This window comes from Burkholderia pyrrocinia (genome assembly GCF_003330765.1).
In the GTDB taxonomy this organism is placed as follows: Bacteria; Pseudomonadota; Gammaproteobacteria; order Burkholderiales; family Burkholderiaceae; genus Burkholderia; species Burkholderia pyrrocinia_B.
In genome coordinates this window covers 23,471-43,987 of record NZ_CP024904.1, presented here as the reverse complement: position 1 = coordinate 43,987, position 20,517 = coordinate 23,471, and the positions used below count along the sequence as shown (strand labels likewise).

Annotated in this window: 16 protein-coding genes and 1 pseudogene; 10 read left to right on the top strand and 7 right to left on the bottom strand. The window is 63.5% G+C overall.

The genetic code is table 11. From position 1 onward, the window contains the following. The first annotated feature begins 122 nt into the window (after positions 1–122). Together CUJ89_RS33345 and CUJ89_RS33340 are read left to right on the top strand one after the other, a co-directional pair. Complete coding sequence (locus CUJ89_RS33345; protein WP_114181739.1) at positions 123–2,273, top strand: glycoside hydrolase family 28 protein; 2,151 nt, start codon at positions 123–125, stop codon at positions 2,271–2,273. A 48-nt stretch (positions 2,274–2,321) separates the two neighbouring features. Beyond that, positions 2,322–3,146: pseudogene (locus tag CUJ89_RS33340) on the top strand (histidinol-phosphate transaminase); the annotation flags it as partial. 123 nt (positions 3,147–3,269) lie between these two features. Here the strand turns inward: CUJ89_RS33340 and CUJ89_RS33335 are convergent. From CUJ89_RS33335 to CUJ89_RS33320, 4 genes are all read right to left on the bottom strand, one after another. Next, on the bottom strand, positions 3,270–3,521 hold the full coding sequence (locus CUJ89_RS33335) for a hypothetical protein (RefSeq protein WP_114181738.1): 252 nt from the start codon (positions 3,519–3,521) through the stop codon (positions 3,270–3,272). 348 nt (positions 3,522–3,869) lie between these two features. Then, positions 3,870–4,922 (bottom strand): ankyrin repeat domain-containing protein, encoded by a 1,053-nt coding sequence (locus CUJ89_RS33330; protein ID WP_114181737.1) that lies wholly within the window; start codon positions 4,920–4,922, stop codon positions 3,870–3,872. A 133-nt stretch (positions 4,923–5,055) separates the two neighbouring features. After that, the gene (locus tag CUJ89_RS33325) at positions 5,056–6,093 is read right to left on the bottom strand and encodes a LysR family transcriptional regulator (protein ID WP_114181736.1); all 1,038 of its coding nucleotides are present in this window, start codon (positions 6,091–6,093) and stop codon (positions 5,056–5,058) included. Positions 6,094–6,176: 83 nt separating this feature from the next. Further along, a complete protein-coding gene (locus tag CUJ89_RS33320; RefSeq protein ID WP_114181735.1) occupies positions 6,177–6,920 on the bottom strand; it encodes an SDR family oxidoreductase in 744 nt (247 codons plus the stop codon). Between the two features lie 193 nt (positions 6,921–7,113). Here CUJ89_RS33320 and CUJ89_RS33315 point away from each other — a divergent pair, with 193 nt between their 5' ends. After that, positions 7,114–8,634: a PLP-dependent aminotransferase family protein gene (locus CUJ89_RS33315; protein WP_114182430.1), complete on the top strand. Its 1,521-nt coding sequence runs from the start codon at positions 7,114–7,116 to the stop codon at positions 8,632–8,634. A 306-nt stretch (positions 8,635–8,940) separates the two neighbouring features. Beyond that, positions 8,941–9,441 carry an Ohr family peroxiredoxin gene (locus CUJ89_RS33310; protein ID WP_114181734.1) on the top strand — a complete coding sequence of 167 codons (501 nt, stop codon included), beginning with the start codon at positions 8,941–8,943 and terminating at the stop codon, positions 9,439–9,441. A 112-nt stretch (positions 9,442–9,553) separates the two neighbouring features. On the opposite strand, the gene CUJ89_RS33305 is transcribed toward CUJ89_RS33310, so the two are convergent. Beyond that, positions 9,554–10,762, bottom strand: coding sequence for an NAD(P)/FAD-dependent oxidoreductase (locus CUJ89_RS33305; protein WP_114181733.1), 1,209 nt, complete (start codon positions 10,760–10,762; stop codon positions 9,554–9,556). A gap of 342 nt (positions 10,763–11,104) precedes the next feature. Here CUJ89_RS33305 and CUJ89_RS33300 point away from each other — a divergent pair, with 342 nt between their 5' ends. The 6 genes from CUJ89_RS33300 to CUJ89_RS38735 all read left to right on the top strand — a co-directional run bounded on the left by CUJ89_RS33300 (position 11,105) and on the right by CUJ89_RS38735 (position 17,442). Beyond that, positions 11,105–12,109, top strand: a complete 1,005-nt coding sequence (locus tag CUJ89_RS33300; protein WP_114181732.1) for a bestrophin family protein — start codon at positions 11,105–11,107, stop codon at positions 12,107–12,109. Positions 12,110–12,423: 314 nt separating this feature from the next. Continuing rightward, complete coding sequence (locus tag CUJ89_RS33295) at positions 12,424–13,203, top strand: acetoacetate decarboxylase (RefSeq protein ID WP_114181731.1); 780 nt, start codon at positions 12,424–12,426, stop codon at positions 13,201–13,203. 15 nt (positions 13,204–13,218) lie between these two features. Then, complete coding sequence (locus CUJ89_RS33290; protein WP_114181730.1) at positions 13,219–14,001, top strand: 3-hydroxybutyrate dehydrogenase; 783 nt, start codon at positions 13,219–13,221, stop codon at positions 13,999–14,001. A gap of 10 nt (positions 14,002–14,011) precedes the next feature. Continuing rightward, positions 14,012–15,283, top strand: a complete 1,272-nt coding sequence (locus tag CUJ89_RS33285; protein ID WP_114181729.1) for a DUF3734 domain-containing protein — start codon at positions 14,012–14,014, stop codon at positions 15,281–15,283. 175 nt (positions 15,284–15,458) lie between these two features. Beyond that, a complete protein-coding gene (locus CUJ89_RS33280) occupies positions 15,459–16,463 on the top strand; it encodes a DedA family protein/thiosulfate sulfurtransferase GlpE (RefSeq protein ID WP_114181728.1) in 1,005 nt (334 codons plus the stop codon). Between the two features lie 541 nt (positions 16,464–17,004). Next, positions 17,005–17,442 (top strand): RidA family protein, encoded by a 438-nt coding sequence (locus tag CUJ89_RS38735; RefSeq protein WP_236655124.1) that lies wholly within the window; start codon positions 17,005–17,007, stop codon positions 17,440–17,442. Between the two features lie 95 nt (positions 17,443–17,537). On the opposite strand, the gene CUJ89_RS33270 is transcribed toward CUJ89_RS38735, so the two are convergent. Further along, complete coding sequence (locus tag CUJ89_RS33270) at positions 17,538–19,091, bottom strand: DHA2 family efflux MFS transporter permease subunit (protein ID WP_114181727.1); 1,554 nt, start codon at positions 19,089–19,091, stop codon at positions 17,538–17,540. 104 nt (positions 19,092–19,195) lie between these two features. Further along, positions 19,196–20,503: an HlyD family efflux transporter periplasmic adaptor subunit gene (locus CUJ89_RS33265; protein ID WP_114181726.1), complete on the bottom strand. Its 1,308-nt coding sequence runs from the start codon at positions 20,501–20,503 to the stop codon at positions 19,196–19,198. Positions 20,504–20,517: the final 14 nt, after the last annotated feature.

Genomic DNA, 20,517 nt, shown 5'->3' with positions numbered 1-20,517 from the left:
CAGCCTTGCCGGCAACACGTTCAGGCGGCGCGCCCGCGCCGCGATGACGCGTGCCGTCCGAACGAACTACCCATACCAACCCGGCATCGCGCGCAGCCGATGCCTCATCAGGAGATACCGTCATGACTTCCCTTGTTTCCCGGCCGAACGGACGCCCCCGCGCGCTCGGCCTGCTTGCGGCGTTGCTCGCGACGGCCGCGACGCTGAGCGCGTGCGGCGGCGACGACTCGAGCACCGGCGGCGCGGCGGCCACCGCGCCGCCCGCCACCAGCGTGTTCCAGGTCGGCACGACGACCGTCGATGCAAACCTGCCGGCCGAACCCGCGCTGCCCGCCGATACGCAGGTCTGCAGCACGCTCGAAGCCGGCAATACGCTCGTGAGCCGCCCCGACGGCTCGCTGCCGCCGGAGGCCGACCCGTCGACCGCGGGCGTCGGCAAGGCCGTGTCGGCCGCGACGGCCAACCCCGACCAGGCGCGCATCCAGGCCGCGCTCGACGCGTGCGGCGCGGCGGTGGACGCCGAGGTCGGCGCAACGATCGCGGCGGCCGACGCCGCGGCCACCGCCGCGCAGAAGGCGGCCGCCGCACCGAACGTCAACATCGCCGGCGCGTCCGGCGAGGAGCTCGCGAAGCCGAAGTACCGCGCGAGCAAGTTCGCGGTGCGTCTGGTCGTCAATCACGCGGGGCCCGGCAACGGCTTCATCAGCGGGCCGCTGACGCTGCCGTCCGGCGTGACGCTGTGGATCGACAAGGGCGTCACGCTGTATGCGTCGCGCGACGTGAAGACGTATTCGCCCAACGCGGCCGGGCCGTATTGCGGCAACACGGCGGTCAGCTCGACCAAGGCCGGCAGCTCGTCGAACTGCGCCGCGCTGATCACCGGCACGAACCTCGTCAACGCGGCGGTGGTCGGCGACGGCCGGATCGACGGGCGCGGCTACGCGGAGCTCGTGACGTCCGATGCGAAATATCCGCTGATGAAGGTCGACCTGACCTGCTCGAACACCTACGCGGCATACAAGGGCGGCACCGTGGCGCCGGACGGCACCGCCTGCGACGACGGCGGCACCGTCGTCGATTCGAAATCGACGGTACGCAACATGACGTGGTGGGATCTCGCGTATCTCGGCAACATGGTGCAGAACGGCACGACAGGCTTCGGCTCGCAATCGAATTTCCGGCTGATGGTGTTCAACTACGCGAAAAACCTCACGCTGTACCGCGTCACGCTGAACAACAGCCCGAATTTCCACGTGGTGCCGAGCGGCGTCGACGGGCTGACGATCTGGAACGTGAAGGTGCAGACGCCGACGCTCGCCGCGTTCGCGAACCCGGCCGGCAACGGCAACCCGCTGTACAACGGGCAGACGTTCAATGCGGACAACGTGAAGAACACCGACGCGTTCGATCCGGGCTCCGCATCGAAGCCCACGTCGGCGACGCTGTCGACGGGCAGCACGACGACATCCGCCGGCACGATGTCGTTCGACGGCTACCTGAAGAACTTCGTGTTCGCGTACAACTATGTGAGCACCGGCGACGACGACATCGCGCTCAAGGGCAGCAACAACCCGGCGCCCGCCGGCTCGCAGCTGTTCGGCATCGACGGCAATCGCGACGTGCGCGCCGATCGCAAATGGGGCGTCGTGATCGCGCACAACCACATCTACTGGGGGCACGGCATCTCGATCGGCAGCGAGACCAACGGCGGCGTGACGAACGTTCAGGTGTACGACAATTCGTTCCAGGATTCCGAGGAAGGGCTGAGGATCAAGTCCGACTATGCGCGCGGCGGCGAAGTGAGCAACATCCGCTACGCGAACATCTGCATCCGCGATGCGAAGAACGCGCTGCTGTTCACGCCGTACTACAGCACGAAGGCCGTGCCGGCGAGCGGCCCGCTGTATCCGAACTTCCACGACATCTCGCTCGCGAACGTCGTGATCCTGGGCACGGCCGGCGTGAAGCTGCAGGGCTTCGAAGCGAATACCGGCGGATACGGCGAGCCGGCGTTCCCGCTCGTGATGTCGCTGAGCGACGTGGTGGCCGACACGCCTGACGGCATCTCGACGATCGCGTCCGACGCCAACCTCACGCTGCACAACGTGAACCTGCCGGTGTTCCCGTCGACCGCGAACCGTGTCGTCGTCAACGGCACCGCGACCCGCACGATCGATCCGGCCAGCGTGCTCGATTGCAGCAAGGCGTTCGTCGACTTCCCCGGCATCGACCAGTCGAACCCGTTCGGTTCGACGTGGGCGCCGGCGTTGTAACGGGCGAAGACCCGACCGGGTTTCCCGCGTTCGCGCGGGAAACCTGTTGCGCCGGCGAACGGCTCGAATGAGGTGATCCAGCAGATTCTCAAGGCATTCGGCGGCCCCGGGCGATCGGCGCTGGCCTTTACGCCCGCGTATCCGATGTACGACGAATACTGCCGCACGACCTTCACGCGCTTGCATACGTTGCCGCGCGCCGAGGATTTCGCGCTGGATCTGAATCAGGCGATCGACAGCATCCGCGCGCATCAGCCGAACGTGATTCTGCTGACGTCGCCGAACAACCCAACCGGAACCGCGCTTCCTGTCGACGATATCCGGGCCATACTCGACATCGCGCCGGGCGTGGTCGTCGTGGACGAAGCCTATGCGGAGTTTCGGCGTCGTGGAGTCCGCAGCGCGGTGACGCTGCTGCCGAACCATCCGCGGCTTGTCTTCTCCCGCCCGTTGAGCAAGGCGTTCAAATTCGCGGGTGGCCGCGTCGGGTATTGCGCGTGCGCGCCTGCGATCGTGGCAGCGCTGAAGCTGGTTCGACTGCCCTATCACCTGTCCGCCTTTACCCAGGCGGCTGCCTGCGCGGCGCTGGTCGCGCGAGACGAGATGCTGTCGCAAGTCGAAGCGATCAAGGCCGAGCGCGACGCAACCGTTTGCTGGCTGCGCAGCCAGGGCCTCGCGGTAGCCGATTCAGACGCCAACTTCGTGATGTTCGGCAAGTTCGTGGATCGCCACCGGATCTGGAGCGGACTCCTGCGCCACGGGGTCCTGATTCGCGAGTCCGGCCCGCCGGAATATCTTCGCGTGTCCATCGGCACCGCTGCGGAGATGGCCGCGTTTCGTGCGGCCCTGCTGGATGTGATGGCGTCCGGGTGAGCCGCGACGACGGGATGGAACACGACGCTTCCGGATCACGGCCGCTCACGCTCACGCGCGCCGTGCCGGCCGGGTTGTCCATCGCAGCAGCCCGCGCGTTCGGCGCATGTTCCGACGATGCACTTACTTCATCGTCGGAAACCGCAATTCCATCGCGTCGATCTTCGCGAGCACCGCTTCGCCGAGCTTTCTGACGTGACGCGGCACATCGGGCGTCGACAGCAGTTCCTCGATTCGCCCTCGCCAGTAACTCGGATGCCTCACACGCGCGGCGCCCGACATCGACGCATCGTTAGCGATCGTCTCGTTATCCAGGAGAGCCACCATTCTCTGTATGTGAGAAAGCTCTCGTTCCACATAGTCTCGAGCCAGCATATTGATTGAAATTCCCCGAAATGCGATATCAGGCCTTCCGTCATCAACGCGCCATCGTGCCGCGATGCAAACGACGCACCGCACACGTTGCTCGTCATCGTACGCAACGGCTGTGTCAGTAAACTGCGTGGACGTTCGCAGCAATCGACACGGAATGGCAGGCCTGTCCGCTTGCTTTGGTTACATCGAGTACCCGGCGCCCTGCTGGCAATAGTAGGCGTACCGTCCGGCGATAGCATCCCCAAAAATGGGGATGCCGGCGGAACGGCGGTTTCCGGGAATCACGGGGAGATCACGGGGAGTCTGGAATGGCCCGACAGGCATCGGGCCGTGCGCAACGGAGCCTGGCTACCGCCGATAGGACGGCGGCGCGAGTTCGAGCGGATCGGGGTTCAGGCGCACCCATGCGACAGCGAACCGGCATAGTTGCGCCGGGTCGCCGGCCTGGCGCTTGACGTCTTGTACGACCGTATCCATATCCGACAAATCGGCGGCCGGCAGCGACGTGCCGGTGCGCACGAATGCCGCGAACGCATCGGCCATCTTCCGGAAGTCCGCGTCCCAGTTGCAGCCGCCGTTGTGGTCGAGCTCATGCGCGATGCGGCCCGAGATCCGGATGATTTCGCCCTGCACGGTCGCCGCGTGCCCCGCCCCCGGCACCAGTTGCGTCCACAATGCCTGATGCTGTTCCTGCCACGAGCCGGCCGCGACGACGATCGGCGAGCGGCCGTCGTGCAGTTGACGGCGCGGCACCGGCGGCACGTCGAACAACGCGTAGAGCCGGTCCAGCGCGGTGCTCGCCGCGTCGACGGATTCCGGGTTGAAGCGCTCGCGCATGAACTCGAAACGCTCGCCGATCTCCGTCACGCAGGTTTGCATGCGCGGCGTCCGCGCCGCGCCGGCGTCGAGCAGCACTTCGGCGAGCGCCACCATGTGCTCCAGATCCGCATTGCCGCAGCTGCGCAGCGCGCGCTCGAGCGGCGTCTGCCCGTCGCGGTTCAACGCGTCGACGCGCGCGCCGTGATCGAGCAGCAGTCGGGCGGACCGCGCATTGCGCGAGTCGGCCGCCGCATGTAGCGCGGTGCCGATCGACGCACCGTCATCGTGAACGTCCGCGCCGAGTTCGAGCAGCACGTCGAAGCGGCTGCGGCGGCTGCGGGCGCGAACGTGCAGTGCCGTGTTGCCGTATGCGTCGGCCGCGCCAACGTCCGCACCCTGCGCGACGAGCCAGCGCGCGAGATCGTCGGGACAACGGTCGAACGACAGCGCGGTGCGCTTGCTCGGGCCGCCGCGCGCATTCACGTCGCAGGTGTCAAACACCGCCTGAAGCTTCGCGAGGTCCCCTTCGTCGAGCAACGTCTCGAAGTCCTTCGGCAGTAGTTTCTTTTTTTCTTTCGGCATTGCAAGCCTCCGTCGTCGCAGGAACACGCATCATCCGCCGATTTTCTCAGATCGGCGGAGCGTAATCGGATGCGAGGCGATGCGTCAATGGGGTCGCGTGCACGGGCCCGAACGGCCCTCTGTCACCGTTTCGTCACGCCGCCCGTTCGGCCGGCGAAGCATCGGGGCTATCCGGGTTGAACCGCGTCATGCAGTTCAGGTCGAGTGCGCGTATCTGGTCGGTCATGAAGTCGACGAAAATACGAATGCGCGTCGGAAGATGTTGCCGGCTGAGATAGCAGATGTAGTGGCCGCGATCTTCCGGCACATGCTTCGCCAGCGCGACAACGAGCTCGTTCGATGCGATATGGTCGCGGATCTGATAGCCCGCCATCTGCGCAATGCCCGACCCGTTCAGCACCGCGCGCAACACCAGATCCGCGTCGTTGAACGTGAGGCGGGACGTCGGCAGGTACTTTTGCACGCGGCCTTCGACATTGAATTCCCATTCGAATACACGACCGCTGGCAAAACGGAAATTGATGCACTCGTGCCGGTCCAGGTCGTCCAGACTTTTCGGGAGGCCGTGCCTGGCCACATACGACGGTGCCGCGCAGAGCGCCATCTGCATCGGAATCAGTTGCCGGGCAATGATGCTGGAGTCCTCGATGCGTCCATTGCGGAACGACACGTCGATCCGTTCCGACACCAGGTCGATCGGCCGGTCGTCGAGCAGCAGATCGATGACGATGTCGGGGTAGGCCTGCGCAAACGTTTCCAGCAGCGGCGCAACGATTTTCCTGCCGAATCCCACCGCCGAACTGATGCGAATGAGGCCGCGCGGCGGCCCCTGCCGCAACTCCAGCATGTCGTTCATGGCTTCCACGATCTGCGCAACGCCCTGATGGCAGTTCTCGAAGAATCGTTGGCCTTCGCAAGTCAGTTCGGTCATGCGCGTGGTCCGCTGGAACAGCCGCGTACTCAGCTGCGCCTCCAGCTTCTGGACGTTGCGGCTCACGGCCGGCCGGCCGACGCCGAGACGTTCGGCGGCCTTGGTAAAACTCCCCTCGCTCGCCACTGCGACGAATGCAAGGATGCCCGCATAGCTCGCACCGAAGCTCGCCGACAGTGCATCGGCGCGGCCGGCCAGGTCGCGACGAACGCCATGCTCCGATGTATCCGATTGATTCATTTCAGCTGCCCCCAGACATGCTGCTCATTCCGATTGCCCGTCGCCGGCCTGCGCCGGCGAACCGCCACACGTGCGAACGCGAATCAGCTTCTTGCAAGCCACGAGTCGAGACCGATGCGGCCGAGTCGCGCAGGCCCGAGCGGCACCAGCGATTTTTCCTCGACGCGGCCGCCGTAGTAGCGGGCCTCGCGATCGATCACCACCGCGCGCGTGTCGCCAACCGACTTCAGATAGCGCGCAACGATCTCCGCGAACGGCGCACGATCCGGGCCCGCGATCTCGACCGTGCCGTTCAGCGGCCCGGCGAGCGCGATCTGCGCGACGAGTGCCGCGACGTCTTCCGCGGCGATCGGCTGAAACAGCCCATCGCCGACGCGGACCGTGCCGCCTTCCGTGCCGAAATCCGCAATACCGCCGATGAACTCCATGAATTGCGTGGCGCGCACGATCGTGTACGGCACGCCCGCCGCTTCGATCGCCTGTTCCTGCGCAACCTTGGCCGCGAAATAACCGTTCTCCGGCATCCGGTCGCAGCCGACGATCGACAGCGCGACGTGATGGCGCACGCCTGCAGCCACTTCGGCCTTGCCGAGATTGCGTGCCGACGTGCGGAAGAAGTCCAGCACCGCCTGGGGTTCCCATGACGGCGCATTCGCCACGTCCACCACGACGTCCGCGCCCGTCAATGCGTCGGTCAGGCCTTCGCCCGTGATGGTATTGACGCCGGTACGCGGCGATGCGGCCAGCGCCTGATGCCCCGCTTCGCCGAGCAGCGTGACGACGCGTGAGCCGATCAGGCCCGAACCGCCGATGACAACGATCTTCATCGCAAAATCTCCTGACGAAAGGATTTCATTGGAACGCGTGGAGGACGTGACGGGGGCCGTATCCGCTGAAGGCGTCATAACCGCCGCATCGCGTGGCGCAATTGTGGAAGAATCATGTCCTATCCATAAGTGCCAAGAATTGGCGATCGGACTGGTCCATGCCGTGTCTGCTCCCGTCACCCACGAGACCGTGATGTCTGCACAAACGCCCACCCTGACCATCGAAATCGACCGGCAACAGCAGTTGCCGGTCTATCTGCAGATTTGCGAGCGGTTCAGAACCGCGATCGCCGCGGGTCATCTGCGCCCCGGCGATCGCGTGCCCGCGCTGCGCGGCCTGGCGACGCAACTGAATACGGCGCGCGGCACCGTCGAACAGGCTTACACGATCCTGGTCGACGAGGGCTATCTGCAAATGCGCGGCGCGGCAGGCACGTTCGTCTCGCCGTCCCTGCCGATATCGCTGACGCGGTCGCCGCCCGCGCGTGCCGACGAACCGGCACCGCACGCCGAACACGCCGACGCGCGCCCGGCGCCGGGCATGTCGCCCGACAGTCCGCCTCCGCGGCGCCCGCAGCCGATCGCCGTCGCGATGAGCGGCGAGCCGCGCCCGTTGCAACCCGGGCTCCCGGCGCTCGACGCATTTCCGCGCAAGGTATGGCACCGCCTCGTGTCGTTGCGCACGCGCAGTGCCGAACGCGCGCTGCTCGGCTACCCGAATCCGGCTGGTTACCGGCCGCTGCGCGAACACATTGCCACCTATCTGACGCTGTCGCGCGGCGTCACCTGCATGCCCGAACAGGTGTTCATCACCGGCGGCTACCGCGCCACGCTGGAACTCGTGCTGCGCAGCCTCGCGCGTCCGAACGACCGTGTCTGGTTCGAGGATCCCGGCTATCTGCTCGCACGCAGCTTCCTGTCCGAGACCGGCGTGCAACTCGTCCCGGTGCCGGTGGACGCCGAAGGGATCGACGTCGCGCGCGGCATGCAGCTGGACGCGCAGGCACGCTTCGCGCTGGTGACGCCGTCGCATCAGAGCCCGCTCGGGCACACGCTGTCGCTTGCCCGACGCATCGCCCTGCTGGATTGGGCCGAAAAGGTGTCGGGCTGGATCGTCGAGGACGACTACGACAGCGAGTTTCGCTATCTCGGCCGCCCGCTGCAGGCGCTGAAGAGTCTCGACCGCCGCGATCACGTGATCTATTGCAGCACCTTCAGCAAGGCGATGTACCCCGGTTTGCGGCTTGCGTACACCGTTGTGCCGGAGCGCGCGGTAGAGCGCGTCGAGCGCGTGGCATGCAGCATGAATGCCGGCTCGCCGACGCTCTTGCAGGCGGCCCTGGCGGATTTCATCGAACAGGGGCACTTTGCCAGGCATCTGAAACGGATGCGTACGCTGTACGGCGAACGGCGCACGCTGATCGTGCACGCATTGCGGCAGGCGTTCGGCGAGCGCCTGATCGTCGAATTGCCGGCCGGCGGCATCCAGTTCGCGGTGCGGTTCGCAGACGGGCCCGACGGGCCGGTCGACGACGTCGCCGTTGCCGCGCGTGCCCGCGACGCGGGACTCGCAGTCTTGCCGCTCTCGATCTGGTATACGAACAGCCACACGCAGCAAACGCCGCGCGGCCTCATCATCGGGTTCGCGAACATCGCCGACGCGGGCGAAGCGCAGCGTCACGCACAAACGCTGCGCGCCTGCCTGGGCAGTTGATACGCGAAAGCTCGTGGCGGCGCCCATCGCGCCGAGTTCGGATTGGTGTCCAACGGGAAACAGACAATCGCCCTTGGCGGCTATACCGTCACCATTTGTGCTCCTCTAGCATGGAAGCGTCTTTCTCCCGTAGACGAACCGGGAATCCGGCTGCACCGGAAGATTGCCGTATTCCTCACACGATAGTGCGCTTCACGGCATTTCCTGAAGACGCTATCTGCCCGGGCAGTGCAGCCCCCTTCGCAAGACGCTTCGACGAATGCATGACTGAGGGTCGGAGCGCGCCGCTGAACTCGAGCATGCATCATGGATGACAAGAAGCTGCAAGCCCCTCCGCTCTCCCTCCTCGACAGGTATCGGGGCCGGGATTTTCAAGCGCTTTATACGACGACCGTCACCGTGTCCGGCGGTGAGACAGGACACGGCCGCGCATCCGGCGTGGCCCGCTCGGATGACGGCAATCTCGCCGTCGATCTGCGCCTGCCCACCGAGTTCGGCGGGCCCGGCAACGGGACCAATCCGGAGCAGCTGTTCGCGGCGGGCTTCGCCGCGTGCTTCCACGGTGCGCTGAACCTGCTCGAGAAACGCGCCGACATGGAGATCACCGACACGGTCGTGGAGGTGCAGGTTTCGTTCGGGCGCGATCCCATGGACGGCGGCTATGCATTGCTCATCGATGTCCGGGTCCGGATACCTGGCGTCGATCGAGACATCGCGGAAGAAATGGTTCGAACTGCAGAGCGCCTGTGCCCGTATGCAAAGATGGCCAGACAAGGCACCATCAATATCGTGACCGTCGTCGACTGACTCGATGTCTGTCGCGCGGCGGCAGCGCGTTGTCCGTTGAAAACGTTCATTGCCGCCGCCGTGCGTGACTGCCCCACGGCGCACTTCGCGATACGCGTGGGGCGCCGACAGGTCAGTCGGAGGATGCCTGCGGATTACCCGCTGCCAACGCGTCGGTACGATTCGGTGCCGGCGGGTAGATCCACTGCGTGTTGATCATCTGCTTGCGCGCCTTGCCTTCCGCATGGGTCAGCTTGATCTGCCGATCCCAGCCTTCCGAGTACACAGCGCCCCATTCGCCGAGGTCGACGCATGTCGCATAGAACGGCTGCCGGTATTCCAGTGTCGGCACGCCGATCAGGTCTGCGGCGACGTTGTGTCCGCCGAATTGCCCCATCACGATAGCGTGCTGGCACGACATCAATGCATCGTGCCCGTCATCGTCGCACCGCGCGCGCGCCACATCTCCCGCCACGAACACATGGGGCGCTTCTGCCACGCGAAGATCAGGTGCGACCTCGACACGTCCGAGCGGGTCGAGACGCGACGAGACATGTGCCGTCAGCGGGCTGGCGCGCATTCCGCCCGCCCAGATCACGGTCATCGCTTCGATATGCGTGCCCGACGCGGTACGAACGCCATCCGCCCCGACCGACACGACACGCGATCCGAGTACCGCCTCGACGCCCAGCGAGTCGAAGGCTTCAGCGACATACGGCCGAGGATTGGGGCCAAGATCGGGACCGATTTCGTCCTGCGCCCCGATCACGACGACACGGCTCGTCGCGTCCGGGCCAAACCACTCGCGCAATCGCTTGGGCAATTCAGTCGCGACCTCGATACCCGTAAAGCCGCAGCCGACCACCGCGACCGTATTGCGTGCCGGCGAATCCGGCAGTTTCGCCAGCGCCGCGAAGTGGTCATTGAGCGCGACCGCGTCCTCGATACGATCGACCGAAAACGCGTGCTCCGCCAGACCGGGCACCGGCGGCCTGCTCAACTTGCTGCCACTGGTCAACAACAAGCGGTCATACGCGAGCAAATGCTTTTGGCCGTTGGCGCCAGCGACACTGACCGTCTTCTCGTGAACGGAAATCGCTTCGACGCTACCCTCGAGAAATTTCACGCCAACGGCATCGAGCAGCGGCAGCAGCGGTGCAGCCATCTGCTGCGGCTCGCTTTCGTACAGCCGCGGCCGAATCTGCAATTCCGGTTTCGGGGAGATCAACGTGATTTCAACGTCACTGCTCGTCACACCCGCACCATCCAGCACGCGAGCTGCGCCCAGTGCGCCCCACACGCCGGCGAAGCCGGCACCCACGATCAAGATTTTCTGCGACATGGTTGTTGTCCTCGGTTGGAAAATTGCGATGTCGACGGATGCCGTTAGCGGCAATCCGCCGCACGAAGCCATCCTAGGTCGACACGGCATTGCGCAGTAGAGCCGCAATCGTGCTCACGATGTTGTCTCTTTGGCACCAATCGATCACATGCCGCCCGAATCGATCGCAGGCATGATGCGTGACGGAAGATCTTCGGCCGTACGTCACCCACGCCAGGTGAGCAACCTCCGAAACAGGAGCCGTCCGGCTATTGTCAATTCAGCAACAAGGCAGCACTGGTTTCGCGCGTTAATAAAACACCATCCTCGTCACCCACCTGAACCATCAATGAGGAAAACAAAATGCACCTCGGGAAATCGTACAAATTATCGGAATTCCTGATCTGGACTCGCTGGAAGATTTACGAGCTTCTTATTTTCGGTTCCGTACCGGTTATTCTGTATAAATTCTGTTCCATCACATGGCTGTCGATACCCCTGACGATCGTGGCGCTCCTCGGAACCGCGACGTCGTTTATCGTCGGCTTCAAGAACGTTCAAACATACAACCGGGCAATGGACGCGCTGGACATCTGGACTGAAATCCTCGGCAAAAGCCGCCGCTGGGGCCAAATCACGCGCGATTTTGTCACGGACGACGAGATTTCCCGAACACTGGTCTATCGGCACCTTGCCTGGCTGACCGCACTGCGATACGAGCTGCGTCGTCCCCGGATCTGGGAAAGCACGCACAAACGTTTCAATGCCGAGTATCGGCGGTTCTATCGCGTTCCGGAGTGGGAAAAAGACATCAAGGAATTGTTGCCAAAATACCTGTCTCCGTCTGAAGCAGCGCAGGCACTTTCTTCTTCCAATTCCATCGCTACATTCCTGTTGAGCCTGCAAGGCACGTCGCTGAAGATGCTTCACATGGCCGGCCACCTGAATTCTAATTTCTATATGGAGCTTCAAAAAATGATCGGAGACTTCATTGATCTCCAGTCAAGATCGGAACGTTTCAAGAACTTCCCCTATCCGCGTCAGTACGCGACCGTCAGCTCCCTGTTCGTACGATTCTTTTGCCTGTCGCTTCCGTTCGGTCTTCTGAACGAATTCAACCGGCTGAACGATAGCGTGAGCGGCTTCATGCACGGCAACATGGTCTGGCTGGTGGTGCCATGCAGTGTCGCGGTATCGTGGATGTACACATCGCTCGATCAGGTTGGCGAAAGCACGGAGAATCCGTTTGAAGGCGGCGCAAACGATGTTCCCATTTCAACGCTGTGCGGCACGATCGAGCGCGATCTGAAAGCGATGCTCGGAGAACATGCCGGCGATCCGTCGAGCCACACGATCATTGCGCTATAGGGCGTCCGGTGCCTTCTCGCTGGTATCGGACCATTGCCTCGCACGCCTCCTGTCGTCGATTGTTGTCGCCGAGACAACATGGTGAGGTCCTTTGCGAGGCTACTGCCGCAACACCACATCGCCTACGCTTGCGCTGACGGTAGCCGTACATGCTGCCTGAAGCAATCCGGGAAACAAACACGGCACCGCAAGAGAAACGTGCGAACGCGCGCGGCAAGTCTGCGCCGCGTGGCGTCTTCGCACGTCATTGGCCGCGGCAGCACAGGCTGTTGCGATGGGTGTGACGCAGCACCTCACCAACCGAGGAACGATCCGTGACAGAAGAAGATATCCGCAACAACGCCTTTGCGATGCCCGTGCACAATCCGGCGTATCCGCGTCCGCCCTTCCGCTTCATCAATCGGGAGTACTTCATCATCTCGTACGAGACGGACATGGACGCCCTCCGGGCCGTCGTTCCGGAACCGCTGACGGTCGACCATGCCGTCGTCCATTACGAGTTCATTCGCATGCCCGATTCGTCAGGATTCGGCGACTACACGGAAAGCGGCCAGGTGATCTCCGTTCTGGATGAGAACGGCAACCGAGCCAATTTCACGCACGCGATGTACCTCGACGATGAAGGTCCGATCGCAGCCGGACGCGAAATCTGGGGATTTCCGAAGAAGCTGGCCTCACCGAAGCTCTGTGTCGATGGCAAGGACACGCTGCTCGGCACGCTCGACTACGGAACGCAGCGCATCGCCACCGGAACGATGGGCTACAAATACCGCGCGCTCGACCTGGCAGCCGAGCGTCGCAAGCTCGCCGACACGCCCAACTATCTGCTCAAGGTCATTCCGCACGTCGATGGCTCGGCTCGCATCTGCGAACTGGTGCGCTTCTTCCTGCGCGATGTCGACGTGATCGGCGCATGGGAGGGGCCCGCCGCGCTCGAACTGCATCCGCATGCACTCGCATCGGTTGCCGATCTGCCGGTTCGCAAGGTGATCGGCGCACGTCACGTCATTGCAAATCTGACGCTCGATATCGGCGAAGTGGCTTATGACTATCTCGCCCCTGCCGAGTCGTTGAAACTCGCGGTCAACCAATAAGCTCCCGGAGGATGTATGGCATTGAATGACAAGGTCGCGCTCGTGACGGGCGCAGCAAGCGGTATCGGCGAAGTGTGCGCGCGCAAGCTCGCGGCAGACGGCGCGACGGTCGTGATCGCGGATCTGAATCTCGAGGCCGCCCGAAAGGTTGCCGACGACATCGTCGCCAACGGCGGGAAGGCGTTGGCAATCGCGATGGACGTCACCAGCGAGGAAGCCGTCGATGCGGGCATGACCGAAACGGTGAACCGGCTGGGCGGCATCGACGTGCTCGTGTCGAACGCAGGCATCCAGATCGTCAACCGGGTCGAGGACTACGCATTTTCCGACTGGAAGAAGATGCTGGCCATTCACCTCGATGGTGCGTTCCTGACGACCCGGGCCGCCATCAGGCATATGTACGCGTCGAACAAGGGTGGCACTGTGATCTACATGGGCTCGGTGCATTCGCACGAGGCCTCGCCGCTCAAGTCCGCCTATGTGACCGCGAAACACGGGTTGCTCGGTCTCGCGCGCGTGGTCGCGAAAGAAGGCGGACCGCGTGGCGTGCGTGCCAATGTCGTGTGTCCGGGTTTCGTCAGAACCCCGCTGGTCGACAAGCAAATCCCCGAGCAGGCGAAAGTGCTGGGAATCTCCGAACAGCAGGTCGTCAAGGACGTGATGTTGAGGGAGACGGTCGACGGCGAATTCACGTCGCTGGCCGATGTCGCGAACACGGTTGCCTTTCTGGCCGGCTTCGAGTCGAACGCGCTCACCGGACAATCGATTGTCGTCAGCCACGGCTGGTTCATGCAGTAAGGAGAACACGATGAATTCAAGCCAGCGTAACAAGCTGACGCAGCCCCATCGCATCAAGCTCCCCGCCTATGACGAAATCGGGCTCGTGCTGCAGGGCGGCGGCGCGCTCGGCTCCTACCAGGCCGGCGTATATGAAGGCATGGCCGAAGTCGGCGTGGAACCAACGCGCATCGCCGGCGTATCGATCGGTGCGCTGAATACGGCGATCATCGCCGGCAATGCGCCCGCGGATCGAACGGAAGCGCTGCGCGGCTTCTGGAACACCATCGGTCAGTCGACCGATCCGCTCTCGCACGTCGGCATGTATATGTCGGCGTGGCCCGGTCTTGCGGACATGGGGCGCAGGTGGTCGAGTGCGTGGGCCGCCACGCGCACGCTGATGGAAGGTCAGGACGGATTCTTCTCCCCGCGCATGCATGCGCCCTTCGCGGGGCTCGGCAGGAAACGCCCCGATCAGGTCAGCTATTACGACACGTCGGCATTGCGTGAAACGCTTTTGCGGTACGCAAACTTCGATCGCATCAATGACGGGAACATTCGCGTATCCGTCGGGGCGGTCAATGTGCGAACGGGCAATCTCGTCTATTTCGACAATTCGAAAATGCGTCTGGCGCCGGAACATTTCATCGCGTCCGGCGCGCTGCCGCCGGGCTTTCCGGCGGTCGAGATCGATGGCGAGTTTTACTGGGACGGCGGGCTGGTCTCCAACACGCCGCTCACCGAGATCATCCGGGAAAGCCAGCACAAAGACACGCTCGTGTTCCAGATCGACCTGTGGAGCTCGCGAGGCAAGCTGCCGGGCGATTTCCTCGATGTCAGCGAGCGCACCAAGGACATTCAGTATTCAAGCCGCACGCGCGCCATCACCGCGTTCATGTCGCAGAACCAGAAGCACGCGCAGATGATCAAGGCGCTGCTCGAGCATATTCCCGAACACCTGCGGCTCGCGCACCCGTTGTTGCGGGAGGCGCAGAAAACCGCGGATGGCAGCGCGGTGAACGTCGTGCACCTGATCTACAAGAACAAGACGTTCGAAGGGCACTACAAGGACTATGAATTCAGCAAGGATACGATGCGCGAGCATTGGGCGAGCGGCCTCGATGATATCCGGCGTTCGTTCGGACACCCGGAGTGGTTCGAGATTCCGAGCCGGGAAACCGGCTTCGTCACGCGGGACGTGCACCGCTATCGGCAGGACGTCAACGAAATCGGCGGCTCGGGCAAGGACGCGTTGCCGGCATCAACGCACTCGCCGGAAGAAGAACCGTCTGTCGCCAGGTAGCGGGGATCGAGCCTTCCCCGGGGTCGTTTCATTTCGGCTGGTCAAGCGATGACGCCATGCAGCGCCGAACCGTCGCCGTGACGGCAGGTGCGGAGCCGGCGTCGGGCAGGCCGGTTCCGGCGGAGCGATGAACGATCGTCGAGATCGGGTATGCGCAAGCCTCAAGGAGAGCATCATGATGTCGCATGAAATGATCGCGCGGTACGGCACGTTGGTCGTATTCCTGAATGTGCTCGGGTCTTCGCTGGGCCTGCCTCTGCCTGCCATACCGACGTTGATCACGGTAGGGGCCGGCATTGCGCTCGTCACGCACGTTGCATCGTCGACGTTGCTGCATTTCTCGACGATACTGGGCGCCGCCGTGATTGGCGGCTTGCTCGGCGACCTGGTCTGGTTTCAGGGCGGCAAACGGTACGGCAAACGCACGCTTCATACCGTCTGCAAACTGTCGCAGTCGCGCGAAGCTTGCGTCAGGACAACAGAGCGCTTTTTCGGACGCTGGGGCGTCCGCGTGCTCGTGGTGGCGAGGTTCGTACCGGGCCTGTCGCTCGTTGCCGTTCCGCTCTGCGGTGCGATGGCCGTCAGGTTGCGCTCCTTTGTCTTGCACGATTGCGCCGGCATTGCGCTGTGGGCGTCGATCGGGCTGGCGATCGGCACACTGTTCGCTTCGCAGATCGACATGATTTTCGCACTGGTCGCCCATCTTGGCTGGCGTGCGCTCATCGTGGTCGGCATCGCACCGGTGCTGTATGTCCTGTATTGCTACTGCCGCCGACTCATGTTGGCAAACGCGCTCGAGAAGGCGCGGATCAGCGCGGGCGAATTGCATGCATTGCTCGCGAACAATCCGCGGCCGGTTGTGATCGATATCCGCTCCACCGAGCGAAGAATGCTTGATCCGTTTGTCATTCCAGGCGCGGTGATTGCCGATGAGCGAAAGCCCCGGCAGATCATGGAACGCTATGGAACGAACCGGACGCTCGTCATCTATTGTTCGTGCCCGCACGAAGTGTCTGCGGTGTCGGTGGCCAGGCGGTTGCGACTGTCCGGCGTCAAGCTGGCGTTGCCGCTCACCGGCGGGATCGATGCATGGCGCGTTGCGGGCTTCGACGTCGAGCCGATGATCGCGATGAACGACGCGGCAATCGGCGGAACAGAGCGGAAAGTTTTCACGTATTGATTGCAGGGGCGCACCAGGCGCCAGGCGCCTGAGTAGCCGGCTATTGCGCCGTTGCCGGCCTGTCAGGCCGGCGATCCGCCCGGCCACGGGCAGCGCCTCGATTGCCTCGAGCAGAGACAGAGAGCGTCCGAAAGCGGCGCCGCGACCTTTGCTATTCCGGTTTCAAGCACCTTCCCGACCGAATCCCTGTGTTCACCAACTACATGACGGCTGATGACGACGTCATCCGCAATCGAATGGTGAAACCCCGAACGACATCGCACATCCCCCTGCGTGACAGGTGCCGTGGAATGATCGCGTGCGATCCAGCGGAAATTCCTGACGTGCCCCGCTCATGTGTAATGTCGAACAACGCCTTGGCGAACTGGGCATCACGCTTCTCGCGATCGTTTCGCCGCGCGGCAACTGTGCCTCTTACGTGAAGCATGGAAAGACGATTGATCTGTCGGGTAAAGGCTAGTCCCTTCGTGCGCCGGGAGAGCCTGTTGCCGAAGTAAGCGCCGAGATCAGCGCTACCGAGGCGCAGCACTGTACATGAGAGGTGGCTATCCACCTCGTTGCAGTGATGAAGGAGGCGTTCAGGGGCTTCGAACAGCCTGATCGGGTGGATAAGGCGTTTGGAGTGGTCAATGCCGTACCGGTTTTCACTGAACACACCGAGGTGATCGACGGAGCCTCGGATTTGTTTGTTCAGGTTCTGGGCGACCGGGGCGTACATGCCCGATCGGCAATCGGGCGGGCTCATTGCAACGCGGGTTTGCAGTGGAAGCTGAAGCTGTCGTTGAACAACGCTAACCGCATCGCATTCGACAGTCAGCTGTCCAGCGCTCGTGAGCCAATCTGGCGACCGAAACGCCGGGCTTGCCCGCAGCCATCGCCAAACGACGCCGGAATTCGGGACCAGGGTTTTGGCATCCTTTACGACTGCCCGGATTCTCCATCGGCCCTGGCCAAGTGGTGCCCATCCTTTCGAAAATGATGGACACCACGTTGAGACCAACCCTCACGGCTTCGGCGCATTCCGGTTCGGCGGCATCCGAGCGATCATCACCGTGCGATTCGACGTGACCTCGCTCAGTGCGCCCCTGCTCCTACCCCGCCACCGCCCTTGCGGGGCTTGGTCAGCCAGACGAGCGGGATGATCACGATGAAGATGATCGACGACAGCCAGAAGAGATCGTTCAGTGCGAGCATCGCGGCCTGTGCATTCAGCGCGCGTTCGAAGAATGCCGCCGCCTGGTCCGTGCCGCCGCCAAGCGCTGCGTGGAGCTGCGCGATGGCGCTCATATAGTCGGGGTTGTTCACGCTCGACTGCTCGGCGAGTCGGGCATGGTGCAGGATCGTCCGGTCGTTCCACCCCGTCGCGATCAACGACGTGCCGACGCCGCCCGCGAACACACGCACGAAATTGGACAGGCCGGCGGCCGCCGGAATCCTGTCCGGCGTCAATCCCGACAGGATGATCGCGGTCAGCGGCGTAAAAAAGAGCGCCATGGGAATACCTTGCAACAGAGTCGGCAGCACCAGCGTATAGGGGTCGACACTCGTCGTGTAATGCGAGCGCATGAAGAATACGCCCGCAAAACCGAGGAAGGCCAGCGTCGCGAGCACCCGTGCATCGGACTTCGGCATGATCTTCGCCATCAACGGCGCAAGCAGCACGGCGAAGATCCCGAGCGGCGCCGTCACGAGTCCGGCATCCACCGAACGATAGCCCAGATAACCCTGGATCCATTGCGGCAGGATCACGAGGTTCGAGAAGAACACCGCATACGCGACGGAAATCGCAATCGTGCCGCCGCGGAAATTGCGCACCGCGAAAAGGCGAATATCGACGATCGGGTTCTTCTCCGTGAATTCCCAGATCAGGAAGAACAGGAAGCCGATGGCGGCAATGACGGCCAGCGCGCAGATCACGGGCGAACTGAACCAGTCGAGATCCTTGCCCTTGTCGAGCATGATCTGCAGCGACGCGACCCACACGACGAGCGACATCAGGCCGACCTTGTCGATGGGAAGTTTGCGCACCGGCGTCTCGCGGTCGCGATAGATCATCCACGTCACGCCGGCCGCAAACAGGCCGACGGGAATGTTGATGTAAAAAATCCACGACCAGCTGTAGCTGTCGGTGATCCAGCCGCCCAGCGCGGGGCCGGCGATCGGGCCGACTGTCGCGGTCATCGACCATAGCGCCAACGCAGTCGAGCTTTTCTCCTTCGAATACGAGCCCAGCAGGATCGCTTGCGAAAGCGGAATCAGCGGCCCTGCGACGACGCCCTGCAACACGCGCGAGGCGAGCAACACGAGCAGGTTCGGCGCGACGCCGCACAACCACGACGAGAACACGAACAGCACGATGGCGGCCACGAACAACCTGATCTGCCCGACGCGCTGCGTGAGCCAGCCCGTCAGCGGAATCGCAACGGCATTGGCCGCCGAGAACAGCGTGATCACCCACGTGCCTTCGTCGACGGATACGCCGAGGTTTCCCGAGATGGTGGGAATCGCAACGTTGGCGATGGATGAATCGAGCACGTTCATGAACGTCGCGAGCGCGACGGCGATGGTCGCAAGGACGAGCTTTCCGCCCGTCAGCGGCGGCGGTGCAAGTTGCGTTGAGGAATTCATCTCGCTTCCAGTCTGAAGGTTCGACAGGCCCGGCGTATCGATCCGGCCGGTCAGATGATTGAATCGCCCGGAACGCGACGGTGACGCGCACGCCGGGCGGCGATTTAGCTTGCGCGCGGTGTTGCGTCGCGCTTTGCGGAAGTCGTTGACGATACGACGCGCCCCGCTTGCCCGGCCTGCCCCGCGTGCTCGACCACGATGTTTTGCGCGATGATCTTCTCGATCTCGGCATCGGCCTGCGCGCCATATTCGGCAAACACATCCGTGCGATACGACGTATTCATCGCGGCGCCGAGTTGCGGGCCCGTGTTGTCGCGCGTATCCACATCGACGTCCATCGACAGGCCGATGCGCAGCGGATGCGCTTCGAGTTCCTTCTGATCGAGCTGGATGCGCGCGGGCAAACGCTGGACGATCTTGATCCAGTTGCCCGTCGCGTTCTGCGCCGGCAGGCTCGCGAACGCACTGCCGGTGCCCGCCGAGAAGCCGACGACGCGGCCGTGGTACTTGACCTTGCTGCCATACACATCGGCCGTCAGCGTGACCGGTTGACCGATGCGCATGTTGCGCAACTGGCTTTCCTTGTAGTTCGCATCGATCCACACGCCGTCGAGCGGCACGATCGCCATCAACGGCGTGCCTGGCGACACACGCTGGCCGACCTGAACCGAACGCTTCGCGACATAGCCCGTGACGGGCGCGGGCAGTACGTTGCGCGCGTAGGCGAGATACGCGTCGCGCACTTTCGACGCGGCGGCTTGCACGTTCGGATGCTGGTCGATCGTCGTGCGGGCGGTCAATGCTCGGTTGGCTTCCGCCTGCTGACGCGCGGCGTCGAGCGTGGCCCGCGCGGCCGTCACGGTGTCGCGCGCGTGTGCGATGTCTTCGGCCGACACGGCGCCCGTGTCGGCAACGGCCTGGCGGCGGCGCAGATCATCCTGGGCACGGGCCAGATCGGCCTGCTTCTGGGCGACGTTCGCGGCATAGAGATCGTTGTTCACGTAAAGACTGCTCACCTGCCGCACGGTCTGACCCAGCGTCGCTTCGGCATTGCCGAGCGCGACTTTCGCATCGGCGTTGTCGAGCCTGACGACCGGATCGCCCGCTTTCACGATCTGCGTATCGTCGGCATTCACGGCGACGACGGTGCCCGCCACCTGCGGCGTCAGCTGCACGAGGTTGCCGCTGACGTACGCGTCGTCAGTGGATTCGTGGTAGCGCGCAACCGTCAGGTAGTACACGCCATACGCGACCGACGACGCGACGACCGCCACGCCGAGCAGCGCCAACAGCATCCTGCGCCGTCGCGTAGCGGGTTCGGTTCCGACATCGTCTCCGCCCGAGGGCGACGAATCATGATTCACGCGCGCGGCGTCGACCGGTTTCTGAACCGGCGGGTTGATTTCGCTCATTTCAATCTCCAGGC